The organism is Aeromonas sp. QDB63 (assembly GCF_027707425.1).
Lineage (GTDB): Bacteria > Pseudomonadota > Gammaproteobacteria > Enterobacterales > Aeromonadaceae > Aeromonas > Aeromonas caviae.
In genome coordinates this window covers 42,165-65,692 of record NZ_JAPCIS010000008.1, presented here as the reverse complement: position 1 = coordinate 65,692, position 23,528 = coordinate 42,165, and the positions used below count along the sequence as shown (strand labels likewise).

The window sequence follows — 23,528 nt, the reverse complement described above, 5'->3', positions numbered from 1 at the left end:
CGCGTGGCCCCGGCATGGTGTCGCATCAAGCGCATGGCCTCACCTGCTCTGCCGGCGCCAACAAAAGGAGGCGTCAGATGGCGTACTGCAAGAGCTTGCAGTGCTGAAAGTCAGAAGATGGCTGGGCCATAGAGGCCACGGGAGGTGACTGAGGGAAAGCATGATCTCAAGGGGACAGTGCTGAAGATCAAGAGGAAGTTTGAGCCAGGCGCGGTCTGAAGCCTGATGAACGCCCATAGGGCACAGGCTCACCTTGCGGTAGAGCAAATAGCATGTGAAGAGAGCTGAAAATGCACTTTGAAGACTCCTGATTCATCCACATGAAGTGGATTACCAAGAGGTCTGAAGGGGGTATTAGCTGTAACTTGTTGAATGGCAGAAACAGGTGGTGGCCCTACCAGCCACATCCCGGCACTCGAGTCCCCCGCCTTGGCTGCTACCTTCCGGTCCTGACCAGGTCGACGGGTTATCAATGCGAGAGGACCAATAGGACCACCGGCGAGGAGAATAGGCAAACTGGCCCCTCAATGCAATGGCTTTCTACCGCATCGCGAGCCGTTCGCCTTATTTTTCAACAATCTGGCCAAGGGTTCAGCTAAAGAGCATGAATTTGGCACCCACCAGCAACATGAGCAGGGCAAAGGCCTGCTTGAGCCGCCGGGGTGACATACTGTGTGCCAGTCTGGCGCCCAGACGGGCAAACTGGGTGCTGGTGAGCACGATGCCAAGCAGGGCCGGCAGATAGATGAATCCGACGCTCCACTCGGGCAGATCGGCGTCTCCCCAACCGGCATAGAGGTAGCTGAGGCTGCCTGCCAGGGCGATGGGCATGCTGCAGGCGGCGGAGGCGGCCACGGCGTTGCGCATGGGCACCGAGTTCCAGGTGAGGTAAGGCACGGTCAGCGAGCCGCCACCGATGCCGAACAAGGCCGACATCCAGCCGATGACGGTGCCGGCGATCCCGGTACCAAGGGGGCCCGGCATGTGTCGCTCCGCTTTTGGCCTCAAATTGAGCCCCATCTGCAGGGCCATGGTCCAGGCGAAGCAGCCGATGATGATGTTGAGGGTGCTGGCGCTCAGCAGATTGGCGGTCATGCCGCCGAGCCAGGCACCGACCAGCATGCCGGCGCCCAGGCGCCGAATCATCCCCCAGTCCACCGCTCCTGCCTCCTGGTGCGCACGCAGGGAGCTGAAACCGGTGAAGATCATGGTGGGCAGCGAGGTGCCGAGGGCCAGATGGGTGATGATCTCCGGCGCCACGCCCTGTGCGTGAAAACTCAGGACCAGCACGGGGACGATGATGAGGCCGCCGCCGATACCGAACAGCCCGGCCAGCATGCCCGCGAAGGCCCCCAACACCAGATAGCCCACAAACAGCATAAACATTCCTTCAATAACGAAACAGCGGTCAACTTGACCGCCATTGCCCATAAAAAAAGAGATGGCATCTTGCCATCCCTTTATTGTGCCGATTAATGCAGGGGAATGGTACCGTCCATCACCTTGTAGAACGCCAGCACGGCGCAACCGAGCAGGGCTGCCGTCATCCCCTGCTCCAGCCGGTTGAGGCTGCGCAGGCCGTGGTGCTGGCGCGCCTTCCAGTAGATGAAGATCCCCGGGCTGTAGAGCAGCGCCACCAGCAAGAGGTACTCCACCCCGGCGGCATAGACCAGCCAGCAGCCATAGACGGTGGCCACCAGGGCCAACAGCAGGTCGCGCTTGCGCTGATGGGGCTGGCCCGCGTAGGTCTCCCCTTTCAACGCCAGCTTGAGGCCGTAAGCACCGGAGAAGACATAGGGCACCAGGGCCGCCGAGGTGGCGATGTTCACCAACGCCAGATAGGTGCTGTTCTGGAAGTAGATGATGATGAGGAAGATCTGCACCAGGCAGGTGGAGCACCAGAGCGACACCTTGGGGGAGCCGTTCTTGTTCTCCTTGGCGAACCAGGCCGGGAAGACCCCGGTCTTGCCCGCGATGTAGGGCACTTCCGCCGCCAGCACGGTCCAGCTCAGCAGGGCCCCCATCACCGAGATCACCAGGCCGATGTTGATGAGCCAGGCGCCCCAGGGGCCGACCACGGCTTCCAGGATCATGGCGGTGGAGGGGTTCTTGAGGGCCGCCAGTTGCGGCTGGTTCATGACCCCCAGGGAGAACAGGGTCACCATGACGTAGAGCGCCAGGGCCCCCAGCAGCGCCAGCACGGTGGCGCGGCCCACGTCCTTGCGATGGCGGGCACGGGCGGAGACCACCACGGCCCCCTCGATGCCGATGAAGACCCAGAGGGTCACCTTCATGGTGGACTTCACCTGATCCATCACGGAGCCGAGCTCGGGACTCCCCTGCCCCCAGAGATCCAGGGTGAAGGTCTCCATGTTGAAAGCGAGCAGGATGGCCACGCAGAAGACGATGAGGGGCACCATCTTGGCGATGGTGGTGACGATGTTCACCAGCGCCGCCACCTGGATGCCGCGCAGCACCAGGGCATGCACCGACCAGATGAGCAGGGAAGCGAGCGTGATGGCGACCGGGGTGTTGCCGTCACCGAAGATGACATTGTCCGGCGTGTCGAAGAAGTAGCTCAGCGCACTGAACACCACGATGGCGTAGGAGACGTTGGCCAGCAGCTGGCACAGCCAGTAACCCCAGGCGGCGTTGAAGCCGACGAAATCCCCGAACCCCGCCTTGGCGTAGCTGAAGATGCCGCCATCGAGATCCGGTCGACGCATGGAGAGATTCTGGTAGACCAGGGCGAGGCAGATCATGCCGATCCCCGTGATGGCCCATCCCAGGGCGACTGCCCCGGCACTGGCGTGCGCTGCGATGTTTTGCGGCAGACTGAAAACCCCGGCACCGACCATGGAGCCGATCACCAGCGAAATGAGGGCACCCAGCCCCAGTTTCTTGTCCATCTCAAACCTGTTTTATTAGGCGGCGGCTGAGCATCCGTATTCATACAGCGCGCGACATGGGAGGGGCTAGAAATCCGTACCCCGTGAAAAAGGCGGCAACTATATTGCATGACTATTCCGGCCGCAATCCCTCTTGCCGTCAATCATGAGCCGCCTTGACCGCGCGCAATTTTACAGCACTGACCCGGGGTGCCTGTGAGCTGGTTCAAATTAAGAAAGACCCGTTGATATTTCACGACTTTTCATGATGTCGCCCCGCTTTTCAAAAGCCGGACCTGCATGGCTATGCACCCTTGCACTGGGGCCTTTCCCCTGCAAAAACGCCCCTGCAGGAGGGGCGTCAGAGAGGGTATATGCAGGGGGGACTAGAGCCTCAAGCCGCCGTCCAGCTCGATCATCCGCCCGGACAGATAGTCGTTGGCAAGGATGAACTGCACCGTCTGGGCCAGCTGCGCCGCCTGCCCCAGGGTGCCCACCGGGATGGCCTGTTGCATGCGGGCCATGGCTTCGGGCTTCATCGCCGCCGTCATGTCGGTGGCAAAGACGCCGGGGGCGATGCCCATCACCCGGATGCCGTGACGGGCCAGCTCCTTCCCCCAGGTGACCACCAGAGAGGCCACCCCCGCCTTGCTGGCGGCATAGTTGCTCTGGCCCATGTTGCCGGCCCGGGCGATGGAGGAGATGTTGATGATGACGCCCCCCTCCCCGCCGGTGGCCATCAGCGCCGCCCCCTCGCGCCCGCACAGGAAAGTGCCGGTGAGATTGACGTCGATGACGCTCTGCCACTGGGCCAGGCTCATCTTCTCCGTCAGTGCCCCCTCCTTCACCTTGATCAGCATGCCGTCGCGCAGGATGCCGGCACAGTTGACGAGGCCGTGCAGCGCACCGAACTGATCCTTGATGGCGGCGAAGGTCGCCTCGACCTCTGGCTCGCTTGCCACGTTGCAGACGAACAGGGCGCAGCGGCCGTCACGGCTGCGCACTTCTGCCTCGGTCACCTCCAGATCGGTGCGGTTGACATCGATGAGCGCAAGCACGGCCCCCTGCTCCGCCAGACTCAGAGCGATGGCGCGGCCCAGCCCCCTACCCGCCCCCGTGATGGCGATGACTTTCCGTGTGATATCCATAAATGCTCCTGGTGAGATGGCCGGTGACTGTCGAGTCAAAGACTATCGGGTAAATAGGTAGATAGCGGCCCTTAACCCGGCGCTGTCTTGTCCCGATAGAGCTCGAGGATGCTGGAAAAATCCTTGTTCTCCTGGCCCAGGCTCGCGTGCAGGTTGAAGAGGTTGCGGGCCAGGGCCCCCATGGGCACGGCGCTGTGGGCATGTTCCGCCAACGCCATGGCGAGCCCCAAATCCTTGACCATCAGCCGGGTCATAAAGCCCCCTGCATACCCACGGGACGCCGGCACGTTCTCCATCACACCGGGCCAGGGGTTGTAGCGCTCCAGGCTCCAGTTGTTGCCCGAACTCTTGCCCATGATGGTGGAGAGCACGACGGGATCCAGCCCCTCCTTGACCCCGAGCGCCAGCGCCTCGGCGGTGCCCGCCATGTGGATGGCGAGCAGCATGTTGTTGCACATCTTGGCGATCTGGCCGGCGCCAAGCGCCCCGGCGTGAAACAGGTTCTGCCCCATGCAGGCGAGCACGGGTCTGGCCGCTTCATAATCCGCTTGTTCGCCGCCGACGATGAAAGTGAGCGTGCCCGCCGCCGCACCGGCCACCCCTCCCGAGACGGGGGCATCGAGAAAACGGATGCCGCTCGCCTTCGCCGCCGCCCCCACCTGACGGGCCGAGGCCACGTCTATGGTGGAGCAGTCGATGACCAAGGTGCCGGGCGACAGGGCCGCCAGCAGATCCTGGCCACCCCGCTCACCGACACTCTCCCCCAGCCAGAGGCTGCGCACGTGCTCCCCCGCTGGCAGCATGCTGATGACCAGCTCGCAGCCGCTCACCGCTTCCCGGGCATTCCCGGCGGCAATGCAGCCAGCCTCGATGGCCCGGCTCAGGCTCTCGGGCACCAGATCAAACACCTGCATCCTGTGCCCCGCCCTGGCCAGGTTGGCGGCCATGGGGCCCCCCATGTTGCCAAGCCCGATAAACCCAATCCTTGTCATGGTGTGCTCCTTGTGTGTGATCACGCGTCAGCGGAGGCGCAAGGGGTTGTCCCCCTCGGGCCAGCGATAGAAGGCATCCAGCCAGGCCTCGCCCGCCTGCGGGGCCTGCCAGCGAGGGGATTTGTCCTTGTCGATGAGCAGAGCCCGCACCCCTTCCACGAAGTCCCCTCTGAGCACGCAATTGACCGAGAGGGTCAGCTCGTCGGCAAACACCTCGGCCAGGGACTGGCGCCGTGCCTGCCAGAACTGGCGCCAGAGGATGGCGCGGCTGATGGGGCTGCCGCGAAGGCAGGTCTCCCGCCCCTGAGTCAGCGCCGGTTCGTCCAGCTCGGCGCCCTCGAGGCGTGCCAGCACCCCTTGCAGAGAGCGGCCAGCCAACAGCGCATCGATGCGGGCCTGGTGGGGCAGCAGTACGGGAGGGGGCAATGCCTGACCAGGGACCTCCTGCAAATCGGTAAGCAGCACCTCGATCTGCTCGCAGGGGTCGCCTGCGGACCAGTCGAGGGCGGCGAGGCGCGCCGGCAGCTCCACCCGCTCGCGGCTCCCCATGGCGTGATCCGCGAGCCCCAGGCCGATGGCGTCCGCCCCGTTGAAGCGGGCACCGGTGAGGCCGAGCCAGAGTCCGAGCCGCCCCGGCATCCGGCTCAAAAACCAGCTGGCCCCCACATCCGGATAGAGGCCTATGGTCACCTCCGGCATGGCGAACAGACTCTTCTCTGTCACCACCCGAAAAGCGGCCCCGGCAAAGAGGCCGATGCCGCCCCCCATGCAGATGCCGTCCGCCACGCAGACAAGGGGCTTGCCGTAGCAGTGGATGTGATGATCGAGCCGGTACTCCTGCAGGAAGAAGTCGCGGGCATAGCCGAACAATTCAGAGTGGCTCGCCTCCTGCTTGCGGTAATAAAAGGAGCGGATGTCACCACCGGCGCAGAATGCCTTCTCGCCGGCCCCTTGCAACAACACGCAGACGATGGCCGGATCCTGCTCCCAGCGGGTCAACGCCCCCTGCAACAACTGGATCATCTCAAGGCTCAGGGCGTTGAGGGAGGCGGGGCTGTCCAGAGTCAGCATGCCGATGTGGCGGCCATCCGCCGTGGGGTGGGTCTCGATGAGCACGGGCTCACTCATGGGCAGCCCCCGTAGACCGGGTATCTGCCCCTGCGACATGGCGGGTCGCCATCAATACCTCATTCATCCTTCGCTCCCTCACTCTTTCGGTTTGGATTGGTCGTAACGCCAGCGCGGGGCCCGCTTCTCCAGGAAGGCCGCCACCCCTTCGCGCTGATTGGCATCGTCAAACAGGGCGAGAAAGAGGCTGCGCTCGAGTGGCAGCGCCGCGTCCCTGTGGGTGCTTCGCCCCTGATTGATGAGCTGTTTGCAGGCGCGCAGGGCGCTCGGGCTCTGGCGCTCCACCAGCTGGGCCATCTGCTGCGCCGCCTCCCAGGCGTGCCCCTCGGTCACCACCTCCTCCACCAGCCCCATCTCGTAGGCCAGGGTGGCGCTCACCTTCTCGCCGCAGAGGATCATCCGCTTGGCCCAGCCCGGCCCCACCAGCTCGGTGAGGCGCTGGGTGCCGCCGGCGCAGGGCAACAAACCCACCGAGGCCTCTGGCAACCCCAGCTTGGCCTGCTGCTCGGCGATGCGGATGTCGCAGGCCAGCGCAACTTCGAGCCCCCCTCCCATGGCATAGCCGTTGATGGCGGCGATGCTGACCCCGTGAAAGCGGGCCAGCGCCTCGAAGGCGTGGCCAAAGGCCTCGGCCACCTCGCGGGCATGCGCCAGGCTGCCGTCGGCGAACATCTTGAGATCGGCGCCGGCGCAGAAGAATTTCTCTCCAGCACCGCGGATCACCAGGGCCACCACGTCGGGGCGACCATCCAGCTCCACCATCATCTGTAAGAAGGCTTTCAGGCTGGCGAGCGTCCAGGTGTTGGCGGGTGGGTGATCGAGGGTGATGTAGGCCACGTGGCCGTGATATTCGAGCCTGATCCTTGTCATTGCGTTGTCCTTGTCAAAAAACCTGCCCCATGATGACAGGGTTGAATGGAGCCAACCTGCACCTGGCTCACAAAGCCTGAGGACGCGCCGACTGCGTCCTCAGAGCAGGCCCCTCCCGCTACTCCAGCGACAGGCCAGGGTCGGCCAGCAGGCGGCGGGCGATGATGAGCCGCATCACTTCATTCGTCCCTTCCAGAATGCGGTGCACCCGGGTGTCGCGCAGATAGCGCTCGAGCGGATACTCGCGGATATAACCATAGCCGCCAAAGAGTTGCAGGGCGTCGTCGCAGATGCGGTGACCCACGTCGGTGGCAAAACGCTTGGCCATGGCGCACCAGGCGCTCTTGTCCGGGCTGCCCCCATCGAGTTTGGCGGCCGCCTGGCGCACCAGCAGGCGGGCGGCGGCGAGCTCGGTGGCCATGTCGGCCAGGCGAAACTGCACGCTCTGGAATTCGCTGATCGGGTGTCCAAATTGCTGGCGCTGCTGCACATGGGCCAGGGCATCGTTGAGAGCCTGCTGGGCTGTGCCCAGCGAACAGCTGGCGATGTTGATGCGCCCCCCATCGAGCGCCTGCATGGCGAACTTGAACCCTTCCCCCTCCTCCCCCAGCCGGAAGCGAGCGGGAATGCGCACGGCATTGAAGTTCACCTCCCGGGTCGGCTGGCTGTTCCAGCCCATCTTTTCCTCCGCCTTGCCGTAACTCACGCCAGGGGTCTGGGCCGGTACCATGAAGGCAGAGATCCCCTTGGCCCCCTCGCCACCGGTGCGGGCCATCACCACCAGCACGTCGGTGCTGCCGGCGCCCGAGATGAACACCTTGCTGCCGTCGAGGAGGTAATCTTCGCCATCGCGCACGGCGCGGGTCTTGAGGGCCGCAGCGTCGGAGCCCGCCCCCGGCTCGGTGAGGCAGTAGGAGCCCAGCAGCTCGCCGCTGGCGAGCCTGGGTACCCACTCCTCGGCCACCTCGGCAGGCAGCCAGCTGCCCAGCATCCAGCTCACCATGTTGTGGATGGTGAGATAGGCGGTGGTGGAGGTGCAGCCCATGGCGAGGCGCTCGAAGATGAGGCTGGCATCGAGCCGGCTCAGGCCCAGACCGTCATACTGCTCCGGGGTATAGAGGCCGCACAGGCCCAGCGCCGCCGCCTGCTTGATGGTGGGGATGGGGAACTCGTGCTCCCTGTCCCAGTGCGCGGCATGGGGTTTGAGCGCCAGATCGGCGAAGGCGCCGGCCGACTCGACACAGGCCCGTTGGGATTCGGTCAGGGTAAAATCCATCTTGTTCGCTTCCTTTGTACTTGTTCCGTCGATCCGTTGCTGTCAATGGGGGCACCCGGGCAAAGTGGGCAACCCCTGCCGTCAGCGCAGCTGAATGGTCATATTGGGGCCGCTGGGAATGTCTTCGTCGAACCAGCGCTCCGTCACCGTCTTGGTCTCGGTGTAAAAACGCACCGCCTGCTTGCCGTAGGCGTGCAGATCCCCGTAGAAGGAGCCGCGCCAGCCGGTAAAGGAGAAGAACGGCAGCGGCACCGGGATGGGCACGTTGATCCCCACCTGGCCCACCGCCACCTCGTGGCGAAACTTGCGGGCGGCGGCGCCACAGCCGGTGAAGAGGGAGGTGCCGTTGCCATAGGGGTTGGCGTTGATGAGGGCAAGCGCCTCATCCAGGCTCCCCACCTCGAGGCAGGCCAGCACGGGCCCGAAGATCTCCTCCTTGTAGATGCGCATCTCGGGGGTCACGCCGCGAAACAGGGTCGGCCCCACCCAGTTGCCCACCGGGTAGCCGGGGACGTCGCAAAAACGGCCGTCCAGCAGGCACTCGGCTCCCTCGGCAATCCCCGCCTCGATAAGCCCCTCCACCCTGACTTTCGCCTCCGGGCTGATGAGGGGGCCGTAGGCGGCCTCGGGATCGTGCCAGACACCGGGTTTCACCTTGGCGAACTCGGCGGCGAGCTCGGGGATCCACTCCCTGGCGCTCCCCACGAACACCGCCACGCTGATGGCCATGCAGCGCTGACCGGCGGCGCCGACTCCGGCTCCCACCAAGTTGCCGAGCACCTGCGCCTTGTTGGCATCCGGCATGATCACCATGTGATTCTTGGCGCCGACAAAACACTGGGCGCGCTTGAGCTGCGACGTGGCGCTGCGATAGACGTGGCCGCCGACCCGGGCCGAGCCCACGAAACTGACTGCCTTGACATCGGGATGGGCCAGCAGCGCATCCACCTGCTCGGCGCCGCCGTGCACCACCGACAGAATGCCCCTGGGGGCCCCCGCCTCGGTAAACAGCTCGGCCAGGCGCATGGGGGTGAGGGGATCCTGCTCGGAGGGCTTGAGCACAAAGCCGTTGCCGCAGGCCACCGCCAGCGGGAACATCCACAGCGGTATCATGGCTGGGAAGTTGAACGGCGTGATGCCGACGCAGACCCCGAGGGGCTGCACCCAGGAGTGGCCATCCACCCGGCGCGCCACGTTGCCCATGGTCTCCCCCAGGGTCTGACTGGCAATACCGCAGGCCTGCTCCACCACCTCGATGCCGCGCCACACATCCCCCTTGGCATCCGCCAGGTTCTTGCCGGTTTCCTGGGCCAGCAGGGTCGCCAGCTCGTCGTGATGCACTTTCAACAGATGCTGGTAGTTGAACATGACCCGGGCCCGCTCGGGGGCCGGCACCTCCCGCCACAGCAGGTAGGCGTCGTGGGCGGCGCGCACCGCCAGCTCAATTTCCGCAGAGGTAGCTTTCGGCACACGCGCCAGCAGATGCTGGTCCGCCGGGTCGGTCACCTCTATCCACTCGTCGCTTGCGGACGGACACGCCTCGCCACCGATGTAGAGCGGCAGATCCCCGTACTGGGTGTGATGCTGGCTCATGCCCCCCTCCTAGCCCGTTGGCTGGCGATGGCAGGCCACTGCAGGCCGGCCACATCCATGTTGCTGTTGCACATCCTGTTCACTCCTTGCGCTCCTCTGCCCGGGTAGCCCCTTGCGGCGGGCTGCCATCGAATTTACCTTAGACTAACAATCAATTTACGTTTACGCTAACGTAAACTTGAATCACGAATGGACTGACCAGTCATCACCCTGATGGCAGGGGAAATCGGCAGTCCACTGCACCAAGGAGAGCACGGATGCATGCCCTGATGGATGAAACCCTCCAGGCCCTGACCGAACAGGTCGAGGCTTTCTGCCAGAAAGTGATCGCACCGCGCGCCAGCGAGATCGATCAGAGCAACGCTTTTCCCCGGGATCTCTGGCCCCGCATGGGTGAGCTGGGGCTGCACGGCATCACGGTGGCGGAGGAGTATGACGGGGTGAACCTCGGCTATCTGGCCCATGTGCTGGTGATGGAGCAGGTGAGCCGCGCCAGCGCCTCGGTCGGCCTCTCCTACGGCGCTCACTCCAACCTCTGCATCAACCAGATCCACCGCCACGGCACCCCTGATCAGAAGGCGAAATATCTGCCCTCCCTCGTCAGCGGCAAACACGTGGGGGCGCTGGCCATGAGCGAGCCGGGTGCCGGCTCCGATGTGGTGAGCATGCGCCTCACCGCGGTGCGCGAGGGGGATCACTTCGTGCTGAACGGCAACAAGATGTGGATCACAAACGGGCCCGATGCCGACACCTTCGTCATCTATGCCAAGACCGATGCCGCTGCAGGGCCCAAAGGTATTTCCGCCTTTATCGTCGAGGCGGGAACTCCCGGTTTTTCCACCGCCCAGAAGCTCGACAAGCTCGGCATGCGCGGATCCAGTACCTGCGAGCTGGTGTTCGACAACTGCCGGGTGCCGCAGGAGAACCTGCTGGGTCCCCTGCACGGCGGGGTCAAGGTACTGATGAGCGGGCTCGACTACGAGCGGGTGGTGCTGGCAGCAGGCCCCCTTGGCATCATGCAGGCCTGCATGGACGTGGTGCTTCCCTATGTGCGCGAGCGCAAGCAGTTCGGCCAGGCCATCGGCGAGTTCCAGCTGGTGCAGGGCAAGCTCGCCGACATGTATACCCGTCTCGCCAGCAGCCGGGCGCTGGTCTATTCGGTGGCGAGCGCCTGCGATCAGGGCCGCACCAGCCGCAAGGATTGCGCCGCCGCCATCCTGTTTGCCGCCGAAAATGCCACCCAGATGGCCCTCGATGCCATCCAGCTGCTCGGCGGCAACGGCTACATCAACGAATACCCCACAGGCCGCCTGCTGCGGGACGCCAAACTCTACGAAATCGGCGCCGGCACCTCGGAGATCCGCCGCTGGCTCATCGGCCGCGAGCTGATGGGGGATAATGCATGAGCAGGATCCACTCCCGTCTCGACACCGCGAGCCCCGACTATGAGGCCAATCGTGCCGCCATGCAGGCACTGGTCGACGATCTCAATGCCCGCCTGGAGGAGATAGCCTTGGGCGGCGGTGCTGCCAACAAGGCCCGCCACCAGGCCCGTGGCAAGCTGCTGCCCCGGGAGCGCATCGACCAGCTGCTGGACCCGGGTTCCCCCTTTCTCGAACTGTCGGCGCTGGCTGGCTGGCAGGTCTATGACGAACCGGTGCCCGCTGCCGGCATCCTCACCGGCATCGGACGGGTCTCGGGGCGCCTGTGCATGCTGGTGGTGAATGACGCCACCGTGAAGGGCGGCACCTACTACCCCCTCACGGTGAAAAAGCACCTGCGCGCCCAGGCCATTGCCGAGCGACTGCGCCTCCCATGCCTCTATCTGCTGGATTCCGGCGGTGCCTTCCTGCCCATGCAGGACGAGGTGTTCCCCGACCGGGAGCATTTTGGCCGCATCTTCTACAACCAGGCTCGCATGTCGGCCCAGAGCATCCCCCAGCTGGCGGTGGTGATGGGACTCTGTACCGCCGGGGGTGCCTACGTGCCCGCCATGGCGGACGAGTCGATCATGGTCAGGGAACAGGCCACCCTCTTTCTGGCGGGCCCGCCCCTGGTCAAGGCCGCCACCGGTGAGGAGATCAGCGCAGAAGCCTTGGGCGGCGCCGAGGTGCACTGCGTCCACTCCGGGGTGGCGGATCACATGGCCAGGGACGATGCCCATGCCCTGGCCATCACCCGCACCCTGGTAAGCAACCTGGGTGACAACCAGACGGCGGCGTCACCCGCCCCATCCGCTCCCTCCTATGATGAGCCGCACTACCCCATCGAGGAGCTCTACGGCCTGGTGGGCACCAGTCTCAAGCGCCCCTATGACGCACGAGAATTGATCGCCCGACTAGTGGATGGCTCTGTGTTTGACGAATTCAAGGCGTTGTTCGGCACTACCTTGGTGACGGGTTTTTCCCGCATTGAGGGCATGCAGGTGGGGATCCTCGCCAACAACGGCGTGCTGCACAGCGACAGCGCCCAGAAGGGGGCCCACTTCATCCAGCTCTGCAACCAGCGGGGGATCCCGCTGCTGTTTCTGCAAAACATCACCGGCTTTATGGTGGGGAGTACGGCGGAGAAAGAGGGGATCGCCAAGCACGGCGCCAAGCTGGTGACCGCCGTGGCCTGCAGCCGGGTGCCCAAGATCACTCTGATCGTCGGCGGCAGCTTCGGTGCCGGCAACTACGGCATGTGCGGGCGCGCCTATGAACCGGATTTTCTCTTCAGCTGGCCCAACAGCCGCATCTCCGTCATGGGGGGCGAGCAGGCGGCCGGGGTGCTGGTGCAGGTGCGCCGGGACAAGCTGGCCGCCGAGGGCAAGACTCTGGGCGAGCCGGAGGCGGCCGCCATTCGCGCCCCGGTGATCGCGCAGTACGAGCGCCAGGGTCACCCCTATTACGCCAGTGCTCGCCTGTGGGATGACGGCGTCATCGACCCGGCCCAGAGCCGCACCGTGCTCGCCCTGGCGCTGGCGGCCTGCCAGGGGGCCGAGCCGGGCCCCGGGCAGTACGGCATCTTCCGGATGTAAGGAGTTCATATGTCAGACCCGCTCTTCAACGATCCCCTTGCCCATTTTCGCCTGGAGCGCCACGGCCCGGTGATCGAGCTGGTGCTCGCCCGCCCGGCCCGTCACAACGCCCTCGATGCCGACCTGATGCAAGGGCTGCTCGACTGCCTCGACGAGCTGACCCACGGCCAGCCCCTCGCCGACCGCCCCCACGTGCTGCTGCTGCGCGCCGAGGGGCCGCATTTTTGCGCGGGCGCCGATCTCGAGTGGATGCGCAAGATGGCAGGGGAAGCGTTCGACCCCCGCGCCTTTGACAAGAATCGCGAGGACGCCCGGGTGCTGGCCCACCTGATGCAGGCACTGGACGAGCTGCCCTTCCCCACGGTAGCCCTGGTGCAGGGGGCCGCCTACGGCGGCGCCTTAGGCCTTGTCTGCGCCTGCGACATCGTGCTGGCCAGCGAAAATGCCCGCTTCTGCCTCTCCGAGGTGACCCTGGGACTGGTGCCTGCGGTGATCAGCCCCTACGTGGTGCGCGCCATGGGGATGCGCCAGGCCCGCCGCTACATGCTGAGCGCAGAGCCTTTCGATGCCATCACCGCCTGCCGACTCAACGTGGTGCACAGGCTCAGCCAGCCTGATCAGTTGCTGGCGGAGGGACGCGCCATGGCCCTGCGGTTGTGTCGCAACGGCCCCCAGGCGATGAAGGAGACCAAGCGGCTGCTGGCCGCCCTCGAAGGGCGCCCAGGCCACCAGCACGAAGAGCAGACCGTCGAGACCATCGCCCGGGTACGGGTCGGTCTCGAGGCCCAGGAGGGGATCCAGGCCTTCTTCGACAAACGCCCCCCAACCTGGCGCCCCCGTTTCAAGGACGAAGCATGACTCAATACCACCTCATCAAGCACCTGCTGATCGCCAACTGTGGTCAATATAACGGGAGTGTGGATCAACACGCTTCGCACTTGTGCGCCTTGAACAACAGGGAGGCAGCATGACCCATCACACTCCCATCAAGCGCCTGCTGATCGCCAATCGCGGTGAAATCGCCGTGCGCATCATCAAGACAGCACGGCGCCTCGGCATTCACACCATCGCCCTCTACTCGGACGCCGATGCCCGCGCCATGCACGTGCGCGAAGCCGACGAAGCCTGGCATCTGGGGCCGGCCCCCGCCCGGGAGAGCTACCTCGACACCGGCAAGGTGCTCAAGATTGCCAAAGAAGCGAATGCCGACGCCATCCACCCGGGCTACGGTTTCCTCTCCGAGAACAGCGACTTTGCCACCGCCTGCGAGCAGCGGGGCGTGCGCTTTGTCGGCCCAAGCGGCGCCGCCATCCTCGCCATGGGGGACAAGTCGGGGGCCAAAGGGCTGATGCAGGCAGCCGGCGTCCCCGTGCTGCCCGGTTATCACGGCGCGGATCAGCATCCCGACTTTTTGCGCGATCAGGCGAGCCAGGTGGGCTTCCCGCTCCTTATCAAGGCGGCCAGCGGCGGCGGTGGCAAGGGGATGCGGCGGGTCGATCAGCTGGCCGACTTTGACGACGCCCTGGCGGCGGTCAAGCGGGAGGCGAGTGCCGCCTTTGGCGACGACCATGTGCTGCTGGAGCGCTATCTCCCCCGCGCCCGTCACGTGGAGGTGCAGGTCTTTGCCGATGCCCTTGGCAACGCCATCTATCTGGGGGATCGGGACTGCTCCTTGCAGCGCCGCCACCAGAAGGTGATCGAGGAGGCCCCCGCCCCCGACATCTCCCCTGCCCTGCGCCGCGCCATGGGCGAGGCGGCCGTGGCGGCGGCCAAGGCCATCGCCTATCGGGGGGCGGGCACCATCGAGTTTTTGCTCTGCGGGGAGGAGTTCTTCTTCATGGAGATGAACACCCGGTTGCAGGTGGAGCACCCGGTTACCGAGGCCATCACAGGCCAGGATCTGGTGGCCTGGCAGCTGGCGGTGGCCGAGGGCAAACCGCTGCCCCTCACCCAGGAACAGGTGGTGCTGCGTGGCCACGCGGTGGAGGCGCGCCTCTACGCCGAAGACGTGGCCGCCGGTTTTCTGCCAGCGAGCGGCCCCATCCACTGGCTCACCTGGCCCAAGGGGGTGCGCATCGACACCGGCGTCACCGCTGGCGATGAGGTGAGCCCCTATTACGACCCCATGATCGCCAAGCTCGTCGCCCACGCACCGAGCCGCAGCGAAGCCTTTGCCACCCTGGCCGATGCCCTGGCAGCCCTGGATCTCGGCCCTCTGGTGCACAACGGCCCGCTCCTGCAGCGCCTGTGCGAAGCGCCAGAGGTGCTGGCGATGCGCCACCACACCCAGTGGCCCATTCCCACCGACACCCTGCCCGTTCCTGCGCTCGCCTGGCCCCTCGCCACCCTCTGGCTCGCCACTTGCGAGCGCGATGCCTCCCCCTGGCAGCAGGCCGCAGGCTTTCGGCTGGGCCCCACCCGCCGCTTTTGCGCCACGGTGCGCATCGGCGAGGAGACCCGCACTCTCACCCTCGCCGAGCGGGCAGGCAGCCTACTCTGGCAAGGCGAGCAGATCCCGTTTGAACTCGGGTCAGAACAGATCCGCCTGTGCCAGGGTGGACATTGGCAGCGCTATCCGGTGCAGCCCCTCGGCGAGGACGCCTATTTGCTGCACCTGGCGGGCAGGCGCATCCGCTTCTCGCTCGATGATCAGCATCATCAGCTCCACCATGATCACGACACGAGCCATGTCCCGGGCATCCTGGCCCCCATGCACGGCATCGTGGTGGCGCTGCAGGTCGAGGCCGGCCAGCCGGTCAGCAAGGGGCAACCCCTGCTGGTGCTGGAGGCAATGAAGATGGAGCACGTCCTCAAAGCTGACCGGGACGGGGTGATTGAGGCCCTGCAGTGCCGCCAGGGCGAACAGGTGAGCCAGGGCGCCGTGCTGGTGCGCTTTGCCGAGGACCATACCGCGCAGGAGGAGCGCTCATGAGCCACACGCACGAGAACCGGGACGACAAGGTCAGCCTGGTGGAGATGGGGCCGCGGGACGGCCTGCAAAATGAGACCGCCACCCTCTCCCTGGCGCAGCGGCTGGCGCTCATCGCCCACCTGGCCGAGAGCGGGTTGCAGCGCATCGAGGTGGGGGCCTTCGTGTCGCCCAAGAAGGTGCCGCAGATGGCGGATTCCGCCGCACTCTTTAATGCCCTGCCGCGCAGGGGGCCGACCCGCTATGGCGCCCTGGTGCCCAATCTGCAGGGTCTGCAGGCCGCCGTCGCCGCACGCGCCGACGAGATAGGTCTCTTCACCGCCTGCTCGGACGGCTTCACCCGAGCCAACATCGGCATCAGCGTGGAGGAGTCCCTGGTGCGCTTCGCTCCCCTGGTGCAGGAGGCGCGCAGCCTCGGCATCAAGGTGCGCGGCTACCTCTCCACCGTCATCGCCTGCCCGTTCGACGGCCCGACCCGCCCGAAACGGGTCGCCGCCCTTGCCGAGCGGCTGCTGGATCTGGGCTGCCATGAGATATCCCTCGGCGACACCATCGGCGTCGGCACCCCGGGCACCGTGGCTCCCATGCTGGATGCGGTGCTGCACGAGATCCCGGCGGGCCGGCTTGCGGTTCATTTTCACGACACCTACGGCCAGGGGCTGGCCAACCTGCTGCCGGCGCTCGAGCGCGGGATCCGCACCATCGACTGCTCGGTGGCCGGGCTCGGCGGCTGCCCCTATGCCCCCGGTGCCTCCGGCAATGTGGCGTCGGAAGAGGTGGTCTATCTGCTGCACGGCCTTGGCATGAGCACCGGCGTCGACCTCGACCAGCTGGCCGCCACCGGCCAGTGGGTGAGCGAGCTGCTGGGGCGCCCCAACGGCTCCCGGGTCGGCCAGGCCCTGCACGGGAGGGGGCGGCGCTTCGCACAAGAGCGTGAGCAGCGCCCCCCGGGAGGCCATCATGCATCATGAACCCGGCCCTTGCCGCGGGGCCAGGACCCCGCCAGCTCATCAGGAGGGCGCACCATGAGAGCCAGACACGCCAGTGGCAAGGAGAGGACCTACAGCATCTCGGAGCTGGCCCAGGAGTTCGACATCACCCCCCGCACCATCCGCTATTACGAGGACGAGGGGCTCATCACCCCGACCCGGGAGGGGCAGACCCGTATCTACAGCCACAAGGACAGGATCCGCCTGAAACTGACCCTGCGCGGCAAGCGCCTCGGGTTCAGCCTGGCGGAGATCCGCGAGCTGTTCGACATGTACGACACCGACCGCTCCAGCCGGATGCAGCTTCACTCCATGATCCAGCTCATCGAGGCCAGACGCCACTCCCTGCGCCAGCAACTGGAGGACATCCAGATGGTGATGGCCGAGCTCGATGCCGCCGAGCAGCGCTGCATCCACTCCCTCGGCGGCTTGAAAACCGACGGGGATTGACAGACTCTGGGGGTATCTCGCCCCCGGTATCCCGGTTTTCCAGTGGATATTCGCAGTGGCAGGCCCTGACCCGGCAACCCCCTTGTTCCCCACATCGCCCGTCACGGCATGCCGGACAGACTGGGCGGTTTGGGCAAGCGGCGAGGTGGGGCAAACGGGGGAAATCCGGCCTTGGTCGCACAATAATTCCCCAGCCCGGTCAGAGTGCGGCGCACCTCATGAGTCCTTCCCATGAACCGGGCACGATTAATTGCTACCATATGCGCATCAAATGGAGACCATCATGCTCAAGCCTCTGCCCGCTCGTCTGCTGCGCTATGCCCTCTATCTTCTCGCGCTCCTGCTCATCGGCATCACCATCCTGCTCTGGCAGGCGCCGACCCTCATCCAGCGCCATCTCCCCGGCTGGCTTGCCACCCATTACGGTCTGCACCTCTCCCTTGGCAAGATAGAGGTGGGGATCCGCTCCCCCTCCCTCGTGCTGGGGCCCAGCGCCCTGCTCGATGACAAGCAGCAAGCACTGGTGTCATTTGAAGAGCTGAAGCTCATTCCCGCCTTGAAAGCGAGCTGGCAGCAGCGCGCCCTGGTACTGGAAGAGGCCACCCTGACCGCCCCCAGGGCAGATCTGGTGCGCCTCGAGGATCTCAAGGGGGAGGCACGCTTCAACCTGACCGATGCACTGGCCTCCCTGCTCGCCCCTGCGCCGGAGCAAACACCGCCAGCTAGCGCCGAGCCCGTGCTGGTGACCATCGGCAAGCTGTCCGTCGAGCAGGGCCGGCTCAGCTACCGGGACAGCCGCAAGCAGAGCAGCCCGGGGTGGGTCCCGCCCCTCACCCTGGACAAGCTCGCCCTGCACCTGCCCGGCTTTTCCAGCGCAGAGGGGGTGCTCAACCCCTATCGCCTGAGCGCCACCGTCAACGAGAAGAGCCCCCTCAAGGCCGAAGGGGAATTCGACATGATGAGCGGCGCCGGCAAGGGCAACCTCAGCCTTGGCAAGGTGGCCATCGCCCCCTTCGCCCCCCTCTGGGCCCCCTATCTCAAGGCGACCCTCGCCAAAGGGGAGGCCAGCGCCGAGCTCGCCTATCGCCTCACCCAGGGCAAGCAGGGACTGGACTGGCAGTTGTCAAAGGGCAAGCTGACCCTGGCCAACTGGCAGCTCACACGCAACAAGGGGGAGGAATTTGCCCGCTTCAAGCAGTTGGCGCTGACCGGGATCCGCATCGATGGCAACAAGCAGCGCCTTGAGCTCGATGCCGCCACCCTCAAGAGCCCGGCCATCACCGCCGTCCTCGACCAACAGCAACAACTGGATCTCGCGGACCTGTTGATCCCCCAGAAGACCCCCAAGGGGGGCAAACAACCGGCCACCCCCGCCAAGCCCTGGCAATGGGCCCTCAAGCAGACCCGCATCGACCAGGGCAGCCTCACTCTGACCGAAGCCACCAGCGGCAAGCCCCTGAAACGGGCCATCTCCGCCCTCGCCCTCACCCTGGGGCCCCTTGGCAGCCAGACCGCCCAACCCAGCCCCCTCACCCTCAACGCAACCCTCGACACCAGGACGACGGTGGCGTTTGACGGCACCCTGGGGCTGACCCCCTTCACCCTGAACGGCGCCATCCGCCAGCAGGGGCTGCCGCTGACCCTGGCTCAACCCTACCTGCAGGATCTGCTGCGCATCAGCGTACGGGACGGCGAGCTTGCCAGCCGCACCAGGCTGGACCTGGCCACCGACCGCCAGGGGGCCATCAGCAAGCTGGAGATAAGCGGTGGACTCGAGGTCGCGGGGCTCAACGTGTTGGATCGGGCCGACAACCAGCGCCTGCTCCAGATAGAGAATCTGCAATTGAGCGGCCTGCACTATGATGGCCTGAGCCAGCAACTGCGCATCGCCGACATCCTGCTGAGCAAACCCTATGCCCGCATCGAGATCAACGAAGAGGGGATCACCAACGTGCAGCAACTGCTGCTGCCGCAACCCGCCGCGAACGCCAGGGAGAGCGCCCCCGCCCCGCACATCGTCATCGATCAGATCCGTACCGCCCAGGGCAACCTGCGCTTCGCCGATCGCAGCCTGAGCCCGGAGTTCGTGGTGGACATCGCCTCCCTCGACGGCCAGAGCCGCCATATCAGCAACACCCCGGGGCAGCGCTCCGAGCTCGCCTTCAACGGCAAGGTGGACCGCTACGCCCCCGTCACCATCCGGGGGGGCGCCAACCTGCTCATCGAGGATCCCGTGCTGGATGTGGCCGTGGCCTTCAACAATCTGGAGCTCACCACCTTCACCCCCTACTCCAGCACCTATGCAGGCTATGCCATCGACAAGGGGCAGCTCTCCATGAAACTCAACTACAAGCTGCAGGGCAACCGGCTGGAGGGGGACAACGACATCACCATCAAGAAGCTGCAACTCGGGGAGAAGGTCAAGAGCGAGCAGGCCAAGGATCTGCCCCTCGGCCTCGCCATCGCCCTGCTGAGCGATTCGAACGGCGTCATCAAGATGAACCTCAAGGTGAAGGGCAATCTGGATCAGCCTGATTTCAGCCTGGGCAACATCTTCTGGGACGTGCTCGGCAATACCCTCGGCAAGGCCATCACCTCCCCCTTCTCCCTGCTTGCGTCCTTGACGGGGGGCACCAAGGATCTCGACGAGCTCCCCTTCCTACCTGGCGATCCCGCCCTGACCCCGACCCAGCAGACCAAGCTGACCACCCTCGCGCAGGCCCTCAAGGAGAGGCCCAAGCTCAGCATGAACATTCGCGGCAAGGTCAACTTCAACGAAGAGCGCCCCATCCTCCAGCGCCAGAAGCTTGAGCGGCTGCTGGCCAAGACCACCGGCAGCCCGGTGGATTTGACGCTGCTGGAGCAGGATCCCGCCATGCAATCCGCACTGGCAGAGGCCTATGAAGCTAAGTTCAACGAAGATCTCGGGGATCTGGCCGACCGGTTGCGACTCGATGAAGGGAGCGAGGCCCTGCGCGCCCAGGCGGTGCTCCTGCTACGGGATCAGCAGCTCATCACCGCCAAGTCCCTGCGAAACCTCGCCATGCGCCGCGCCCAGAACACCAAGGAGTATCTGGTGGATACCCAGGGCATCGCGCCGGAGCGCCTCTTCGTGCTCGACAGCCAGGTGAAGGAGACGGACAAGGAAGCCAAGGTGGTGCTGACCCTGGACAACTGATCCGGCGCCCGCCGGATGCCCCTCTTGTTTGCCCCGACGGCATATGGCCCAAGGGGCTCCCACCCCCGACCCCCACCGGATAACGCCTTCCTGGCCATTTAAGGTGCCCACCGCCCAGATACCCGTGCGGTGCCAGTTGCTCGACCCTTTCTCATCCCTTTCTTTCCCGCCGGAGCGAGCGGGCGGTGGCTGGTCCCGCGCTTTGCCCCTGCTGTTCCCTTTGTGCCTAGCGGCGGCGACATCATGGTGGAGCTGCCTTATCCCTGCTTGCCTCCCCTTCTCTAACCTCCCCCGACCCCTGCCATCAGGATTTATCTCTCGCTAGCCGTCTCGAAAGATCTCGTTATCCCGTTATCCCGTTATCCCGTTATCCCGTTATCCCGCATGTCGGCATGTCGGCATGTCGGCATGTCGGCATGTCGGCATGTCAAAATAGATGGCCCGATTAGATATACAGTGTCTAATCGGGCCAATCCTGAACACCCTCTCGCGCACGCCAAAGGGCCAACCCCGCGCCCCCCTTCCATTTCGAAGCGTCTTTACTGGGCCCATGGCCCATCCCGCCTCTGGCTTTCTGACAAGGGCAGCCTCTGATCCTGCCCGTTAATCTTGCGCCCCTTTCGCCCGTGGCAGTCAACACAGCGCGCCTGCGGGTTTCTCAGGCGCCCCGCCCTTGTGTAGGGAACACGGTGGCGAGCGCGGGGTTGACGAGAAAATGGGGAGCGCAACGGACACTGCGATGGCAAGCGATACGGGAGGTCCATGCGCCACAAACAGGAGGGAAACACTCTGGTCTGATGGCATATGAACTCATTTTTCAATCAAACCGCCATGACGCGACCATCCGGGGCGCGTTTCCCTCACCAGTCCCAGTCACCATCGTCGTTGCCGACTTTCATGCCAAGTTGCCTTTTATACAAAATCGCAACGTTGAAAACGTTTTTCATTCACCACTCGTCTACCTGAATGGCACGAATGGTTGGCCACTTAAACTTTCGTGTTCTTTTTTTACCATTTCTGTGTGTCCCCCCCTTGCCCGGGACCCTGAGCCTGCCTAAAATCGCGCGTCTTTTATCAACCCCACCTCTATTGTTGGAGAACACCACGTGAGCGAAAAATTGGCCAACCCTGCCCCTCTGGGTCTGATGGGTTTCGGTATGACCACCATTCTGCTGAACATCCATAACGCAGGTTTCTTCCCCATCAGCGCCATGATCCTGGCCATGGGTCTGTGCTATGGCGGTCTGGCCCAGATCATCGCCGGCATCATGGAGTACAAGCGTGGCAACACCTTCGGTGTCACCGCCTTCATCTCCTACGGCACCTTCTGGTGGAGCCTGGTGTTCCTGCTGGTGATGCCGACCATGGGTCTGGCCGAGGCCACCCCGCACGCCTACATGGGCTGGTACCTGCTGATGTGGGGCATGTTCACCCTGTTCATGCTGATCGGGACCGTCAACTTCCCCCGCGTGAAGCAGTTCGTGTTCGCCTCCCTGACCGTGCTGTTCTTCCTGCTGGCTGCCCGTGACTTCACCGGCAGTACCCTGATCGGCACCATCGCCGGTTTCGAAGGCATCATCTGCGGCGCCAGCGCCATCTACCTGGCCATGGCCACCGTGATCAACGAGCAGTTCGGTCGCACCGTGCTGCCCATCGGCGAGCAGAAGAAAGCCGCTCCCGCCCAGCTCAAAGCCGCTGCCTAAGCACCCGGCGACATCGCTGTCACGAAAAAGGCACCCTCAGGGGTGCCTTTTGTGTTTCTGCCGCCCGGACGCAGTGCCGGTCAGCCCTGCGCTCCGGGATCTCCGGCCAGCAACCGGGTGGCCGGGTAGCGGGCAGCGGGATCCTGACCGTAGAAGCGGGCGAACTGGTCATAGACCGCAGGGTAGACGGCACGCAGACGCAACGGATCGGTGAAGAAGCTCTCGCTGCACACCGCGAAGAATTCGGCGGGGTGCGAGGCGGCGTAGGGGTCTATCTCGGTCACCTCCTCTCTGGTCAACTGATCGTTCATCTCGTCAAACGCACCTTGCAGCGCCCGGGTCCATTGCTGGGGATCCATGCCCCGCGGCAGGGGCGGTGCACCGTCCGCATCCCCTCCCAGCATGTCGAGCTTGTGGGCAAGCTCATGGATCACCAGGTTGAATCCGTCCCAGTCCCCGTCCTGCTGCAATTCGCTCCAGGCCAGCACCAGTGGCCCCTGGGGCCAGGATTCACCGGCGTTCTCCTCTTCAAATTCGCTCACCAGCCCGAACTCGTCCTGCACCTCCTGACGACGGGTCACGGGCTCGGGGATGATGATCACCTCGTGGAAACCTCGATACCAATCGAACCCCAGGTGCAGGATGGGCAGCACTGCCTGCAGGGCCAGCACCCCCTGCTGGTGGGGCGTCAGTTCCACCCCGATCTGGGTGAGGGTCTTGCGCGAGAGAAAATGGCGCGCCAGCTCCATCAGCCTCTGCGCCTCTTCTTCTTCAAGCCCCTGCAAGATGGGCACCGCCGCCAGCGCCTCGCGCCACTCCTGCTCTTCTGGGAGACGAGGCTCCCGGGGAGATGCACCACCCAATACCTCTTTCAACCTGGACCAGAACACACAGACTCCTCTTGCCAATCAGACAGCTTTCACAAAACGTTTCGGACGCTCGCAATACCCTTGCGCCAGATAAAATCGGTGCGCCCCTTCGCGCTTGAGGCTGCTGGAGAGCTCCAGCTGGCCGCACCCCAGGGCTGCCGCCCGCTGCTCTGCCGCCGCCAGCAGCAGGGCCCCGATGCCCCCGCCCCTTGCACCCTCATCGACAACCAGCGCCGAGATCAGGCCCCAGGCTGGTGCAAGGTGCATGGGTTGCAAGTGGTGCCACACCAGCACCCCCACCGGGATCCCCTCGCACAGGGCTACCAGTACCTCCCGCGCCGGATCGGGCTGGGCCAGCCTGGCGCTGACCGCCCCGTCAGGGTTGGGGTAGCCCAACTGGGCAAACAACCCCGTCAATCCGGCCCCATCCGCCTCCCCGGCGAGGCGAATGATGTATCTGTTTTCCCTTGTTGCCACTCCTGGCCTCCTATTTGCA

Annotated in this window: 18 protein-coding genes and 1 other RNA gene; 8 read left to right on the top strand and 11 right to left on the bottom strand. The window is 64.9% G+C overall.

The window, feature by feature from the left end:
* Window positions 1-392: 392 nt before the first annotated feature.
* The 9 genes from ffs to PG879_RS07790 form a co-directional block, all read right to left on the bottom strand.
* Window positions 393-489: signal recognition particle sRNA small type (gene ffs / locus PG879_RS07830), an RNA gene on the bottom strand.
* 102 nt (window positions 490-591) lie between these two features.
* Window positions 592-1,380 (bottom strand): sulfite exporter TauE/SafE family protein, encoded by a 789-nt coding sequence (locus PG879_RS07825; RefSeq protein WP_010674601.1) that lies wholly within the window; start codon window positions 1,378-1,380, stop codon window positions 592-594.
* A gap of 92 nt (window positions 1,381-1,472) precedes the next feature.
* The gene (arcD, locus tag PG879_RS07820) at window positions 1,473-2,909 is read right to left on the bottom strand and encodes an arginine-ornithine antiporter (RefSeq protein ID WP_010674600.1); all 1,437 of its coding nucleotides are present in this window, start codon (window positions 2,907-2,909) and stop codon (window positions 1,473-1,475) included.
* A 365-nt stretch (window positions 2,910-3,274) separates the two neighbouring features.
* On the bottom strand, window positions 3,275-4,036 hold the full coding sequence (locus tag PG879_RS07815; protein WP_010674599.1) for an SDR family oxidoreductase: 762 nt from the start codon (window positions 4,034-4,036) through the stop codon (window positions 3,275-3,277).
* Between the two features lie 71 nt (window positions 4,037-4,107).
* Window positions 4,108-5,028, bottom strand: a complete 921-nt coding sequence (gene mmsB, locus PG879_RS07810) for a 3-hydroxyisobutyrate dehydrogenase (RefSeq protein WP_104452897.1) — start codon at window positions 5,026-5,028, stop codon at window positions 4,108-4,110.
* Window positions 5,029-5,055: 27 nt separating this feature from the next.
* Window positions 5,056-6,156: an enoyl-CoA hydratase/isomerase family protein gene (locus PG879_RS07805; RefSeq protein ID WP_029314467.1), complete on the bottom strand. Its 1,101-nt coding sequence runs from the start codon at window positions 6,154-6,156 to the stop codon at window positions 5,056-5,058.
* Window positions 6,157-6,234: 78 nt separating this feature from the next.
* Window positions 6,235-7,026, bottom strand: coding sequence for an enoyl-CoA hydratase (locus tag PG879_RS07800; protein WP_010674596.1), 792 nt, complete (start codon window positions 7,024-7,026; stop codon window positions 6,235-6,237).
* Between the two features lie 118 nt (window positions 7,027-7,144).
* Window positions 7,145-8,302: an acyl-CoA dehydrogenase family protein gene (locus tag PG879_RS07795; protein ID WP_010674595.1), complete on the bottom strand. Its 1,158-nt coding sequence runs from the start codon at window positions 8,300-8,302 to the stop codon at window positions 7,145-7,147.
* Between the two features lie 81 nt (window positions 8,303-8,383).
* Window positions 8,384-9,895 carry a CoA-acylating methylmalonate-semialdehyde dehydrogenase gene (locus PG879_RS07790; protein ID WP_010674594.1) on the bottom strand — a complete coding sequence of 504 codons (1,512 nt, stop codon included), beginning with the start codon at window positions 9,893-9,895 and terminating at the stop codon, window positions 8,384-8,386.
* A 257-nt stretch (window positions 9,896-10,152) separates the two neighbouring features.
* Here PG879_RS07790 and PG879_RS07785 point away from each other — a divergent pair, with 257 nt between their 5' ends.
* The 8 genes from PG879_RS07785 (at window position 10,153) to PG879_RS07750 (ending at window position 22,163) form a co-directional block, all read left to right on the top strand.
* Window positions 10,153-11,301 (top strand): isovaleryl-CoA dehydrogenase, encoded by a 1,149-nt coding sequence (locus PG879_RS07785; RefSeq protein WP_010674593.1) that lies wholly within the window; start codon window positions 10,153-10,155, stop codon window positions 11,299-11,301.
* Window positions 11,298-12,914 carry a carboxyl transferase domain-containing protein gene (locus PG879_RS07780; protein ID WP_270829991.1) on the top strand — a complete coding sequence of 539 codons (1,617 nt, stop codon included), beginning with the start codon at window positions 11,298-11,300 and terminating at the stop codon, window positions 12,912-12,914. The genes PG879_RS07785 and PG879_RS07780 overlap by 4 nt, the downstream gene beginning before the upstream one ends.
* Window positions 12,915-12,923: 9 nt before the next feature.
* Window positions 12,924-13,772 (top strand): enoyl-CoA hydratase-related protein, encoded by an 849-nt coding sequence (locus PG879_RS07775; RefSeq protein ID WP_010674591.1) that lies wholly within the window; start codon window positions 12,924-12,926, stop codon window positions 13,770-13,772.
* Between the two features lie 109 nt (window positions 13,773-13,881).
* On the top strand, window positions 13,882-15,846 hold the full coding sequence (locus PG879_RS07770) for an acetyl/propionyl/methylcrotonyl-CoA carboxylase subunit alpha (RefSeq protein ID WP_202007296.1): 1,965 nt from the start codon (window positions 13,882-13,884) through the stop codon (window positions 15,844-15,846).
* Complete coding sequence (locus PG879_RS07765; protein WP_010674588.1) at window positions 15,843-16,814, top strand: hydroxymethylglutaryl-CoA lyase; 972 nt, start codon at window positions 15,843-15,845, stop codon at window positions 16,812-16,814. The genes PG879_RS07770 and PG879_RS07765 overlap by 4 nt, the downstream gene beginning before the upstream one ends.
* Window positions 16,815-16,868: 54 nt before the next feature.
* Window positions 16,869-17,282 (top strand): MerR family transcriptional regulator, encoded by a 414-nt coding sequence (locus tag PG879_RS07760; RefSeq protein WP_010674587.1) that lies wholly within the window; start codon window positions 16,869-16,871, stop codon window positions 17,280-17,282.
* 271 nt (window positions 17,283-17,553) lie between these two features.
* The gene (locus PG879_RS07755) at window positions 17,554-20,460 is read left to right on the top strand and encodes a DUF748 domain-containing protein (protein WP_010674586.1); all 2,907 of its coding nucleotides are present in this window, start codon (window positions 17,554-17,556) and stop codon (window positions 20,458-20,460) included.
* Between the two features lie 1,106 nt (window positions 20,461-21,566).
* A complete protein-coding gene (locus PG879_RS07750; RefSeq protein ID WP_029314465.1) occupies window positions 21,567-22,163 on the top strand; it encodes an acetate uptake transporter in 597 nt (198 codons plus the stop codon).
* A gap of 80 nt (window positions 22,164-22,243) precedes the next feature.
* On the opposite strand, the gene PG879_RS07745 is transcribed toward PG879_RS07750, so the two are convergent.
* Window positions 22,244-23,053: a zinc-dependent peptidase gene (locus PG879_RS07745; RefSeq protein WP_201890545.1), complete on the bottom strand. Its 810-nt coding sequence runs from the start codon at window positions 23,051-23,053 to the stop codon at window positions 22,244-22,246.
* Window positions 23,054-23,071: 18 nt separating this feature from the next.
* Window positions 23,072-23,485, bottom strand: a complete 414-nt coding sequence (locus PG879_RS07740; RefSeq protein WP_029314462.1) for a GNAT family N-acetyltransferase — start codon at window positions 23,483-23,485, stop codon at window positions 23,072-23,074.
* Window positions 23,486-23,528: the final 43 nt, after the last annotated feature.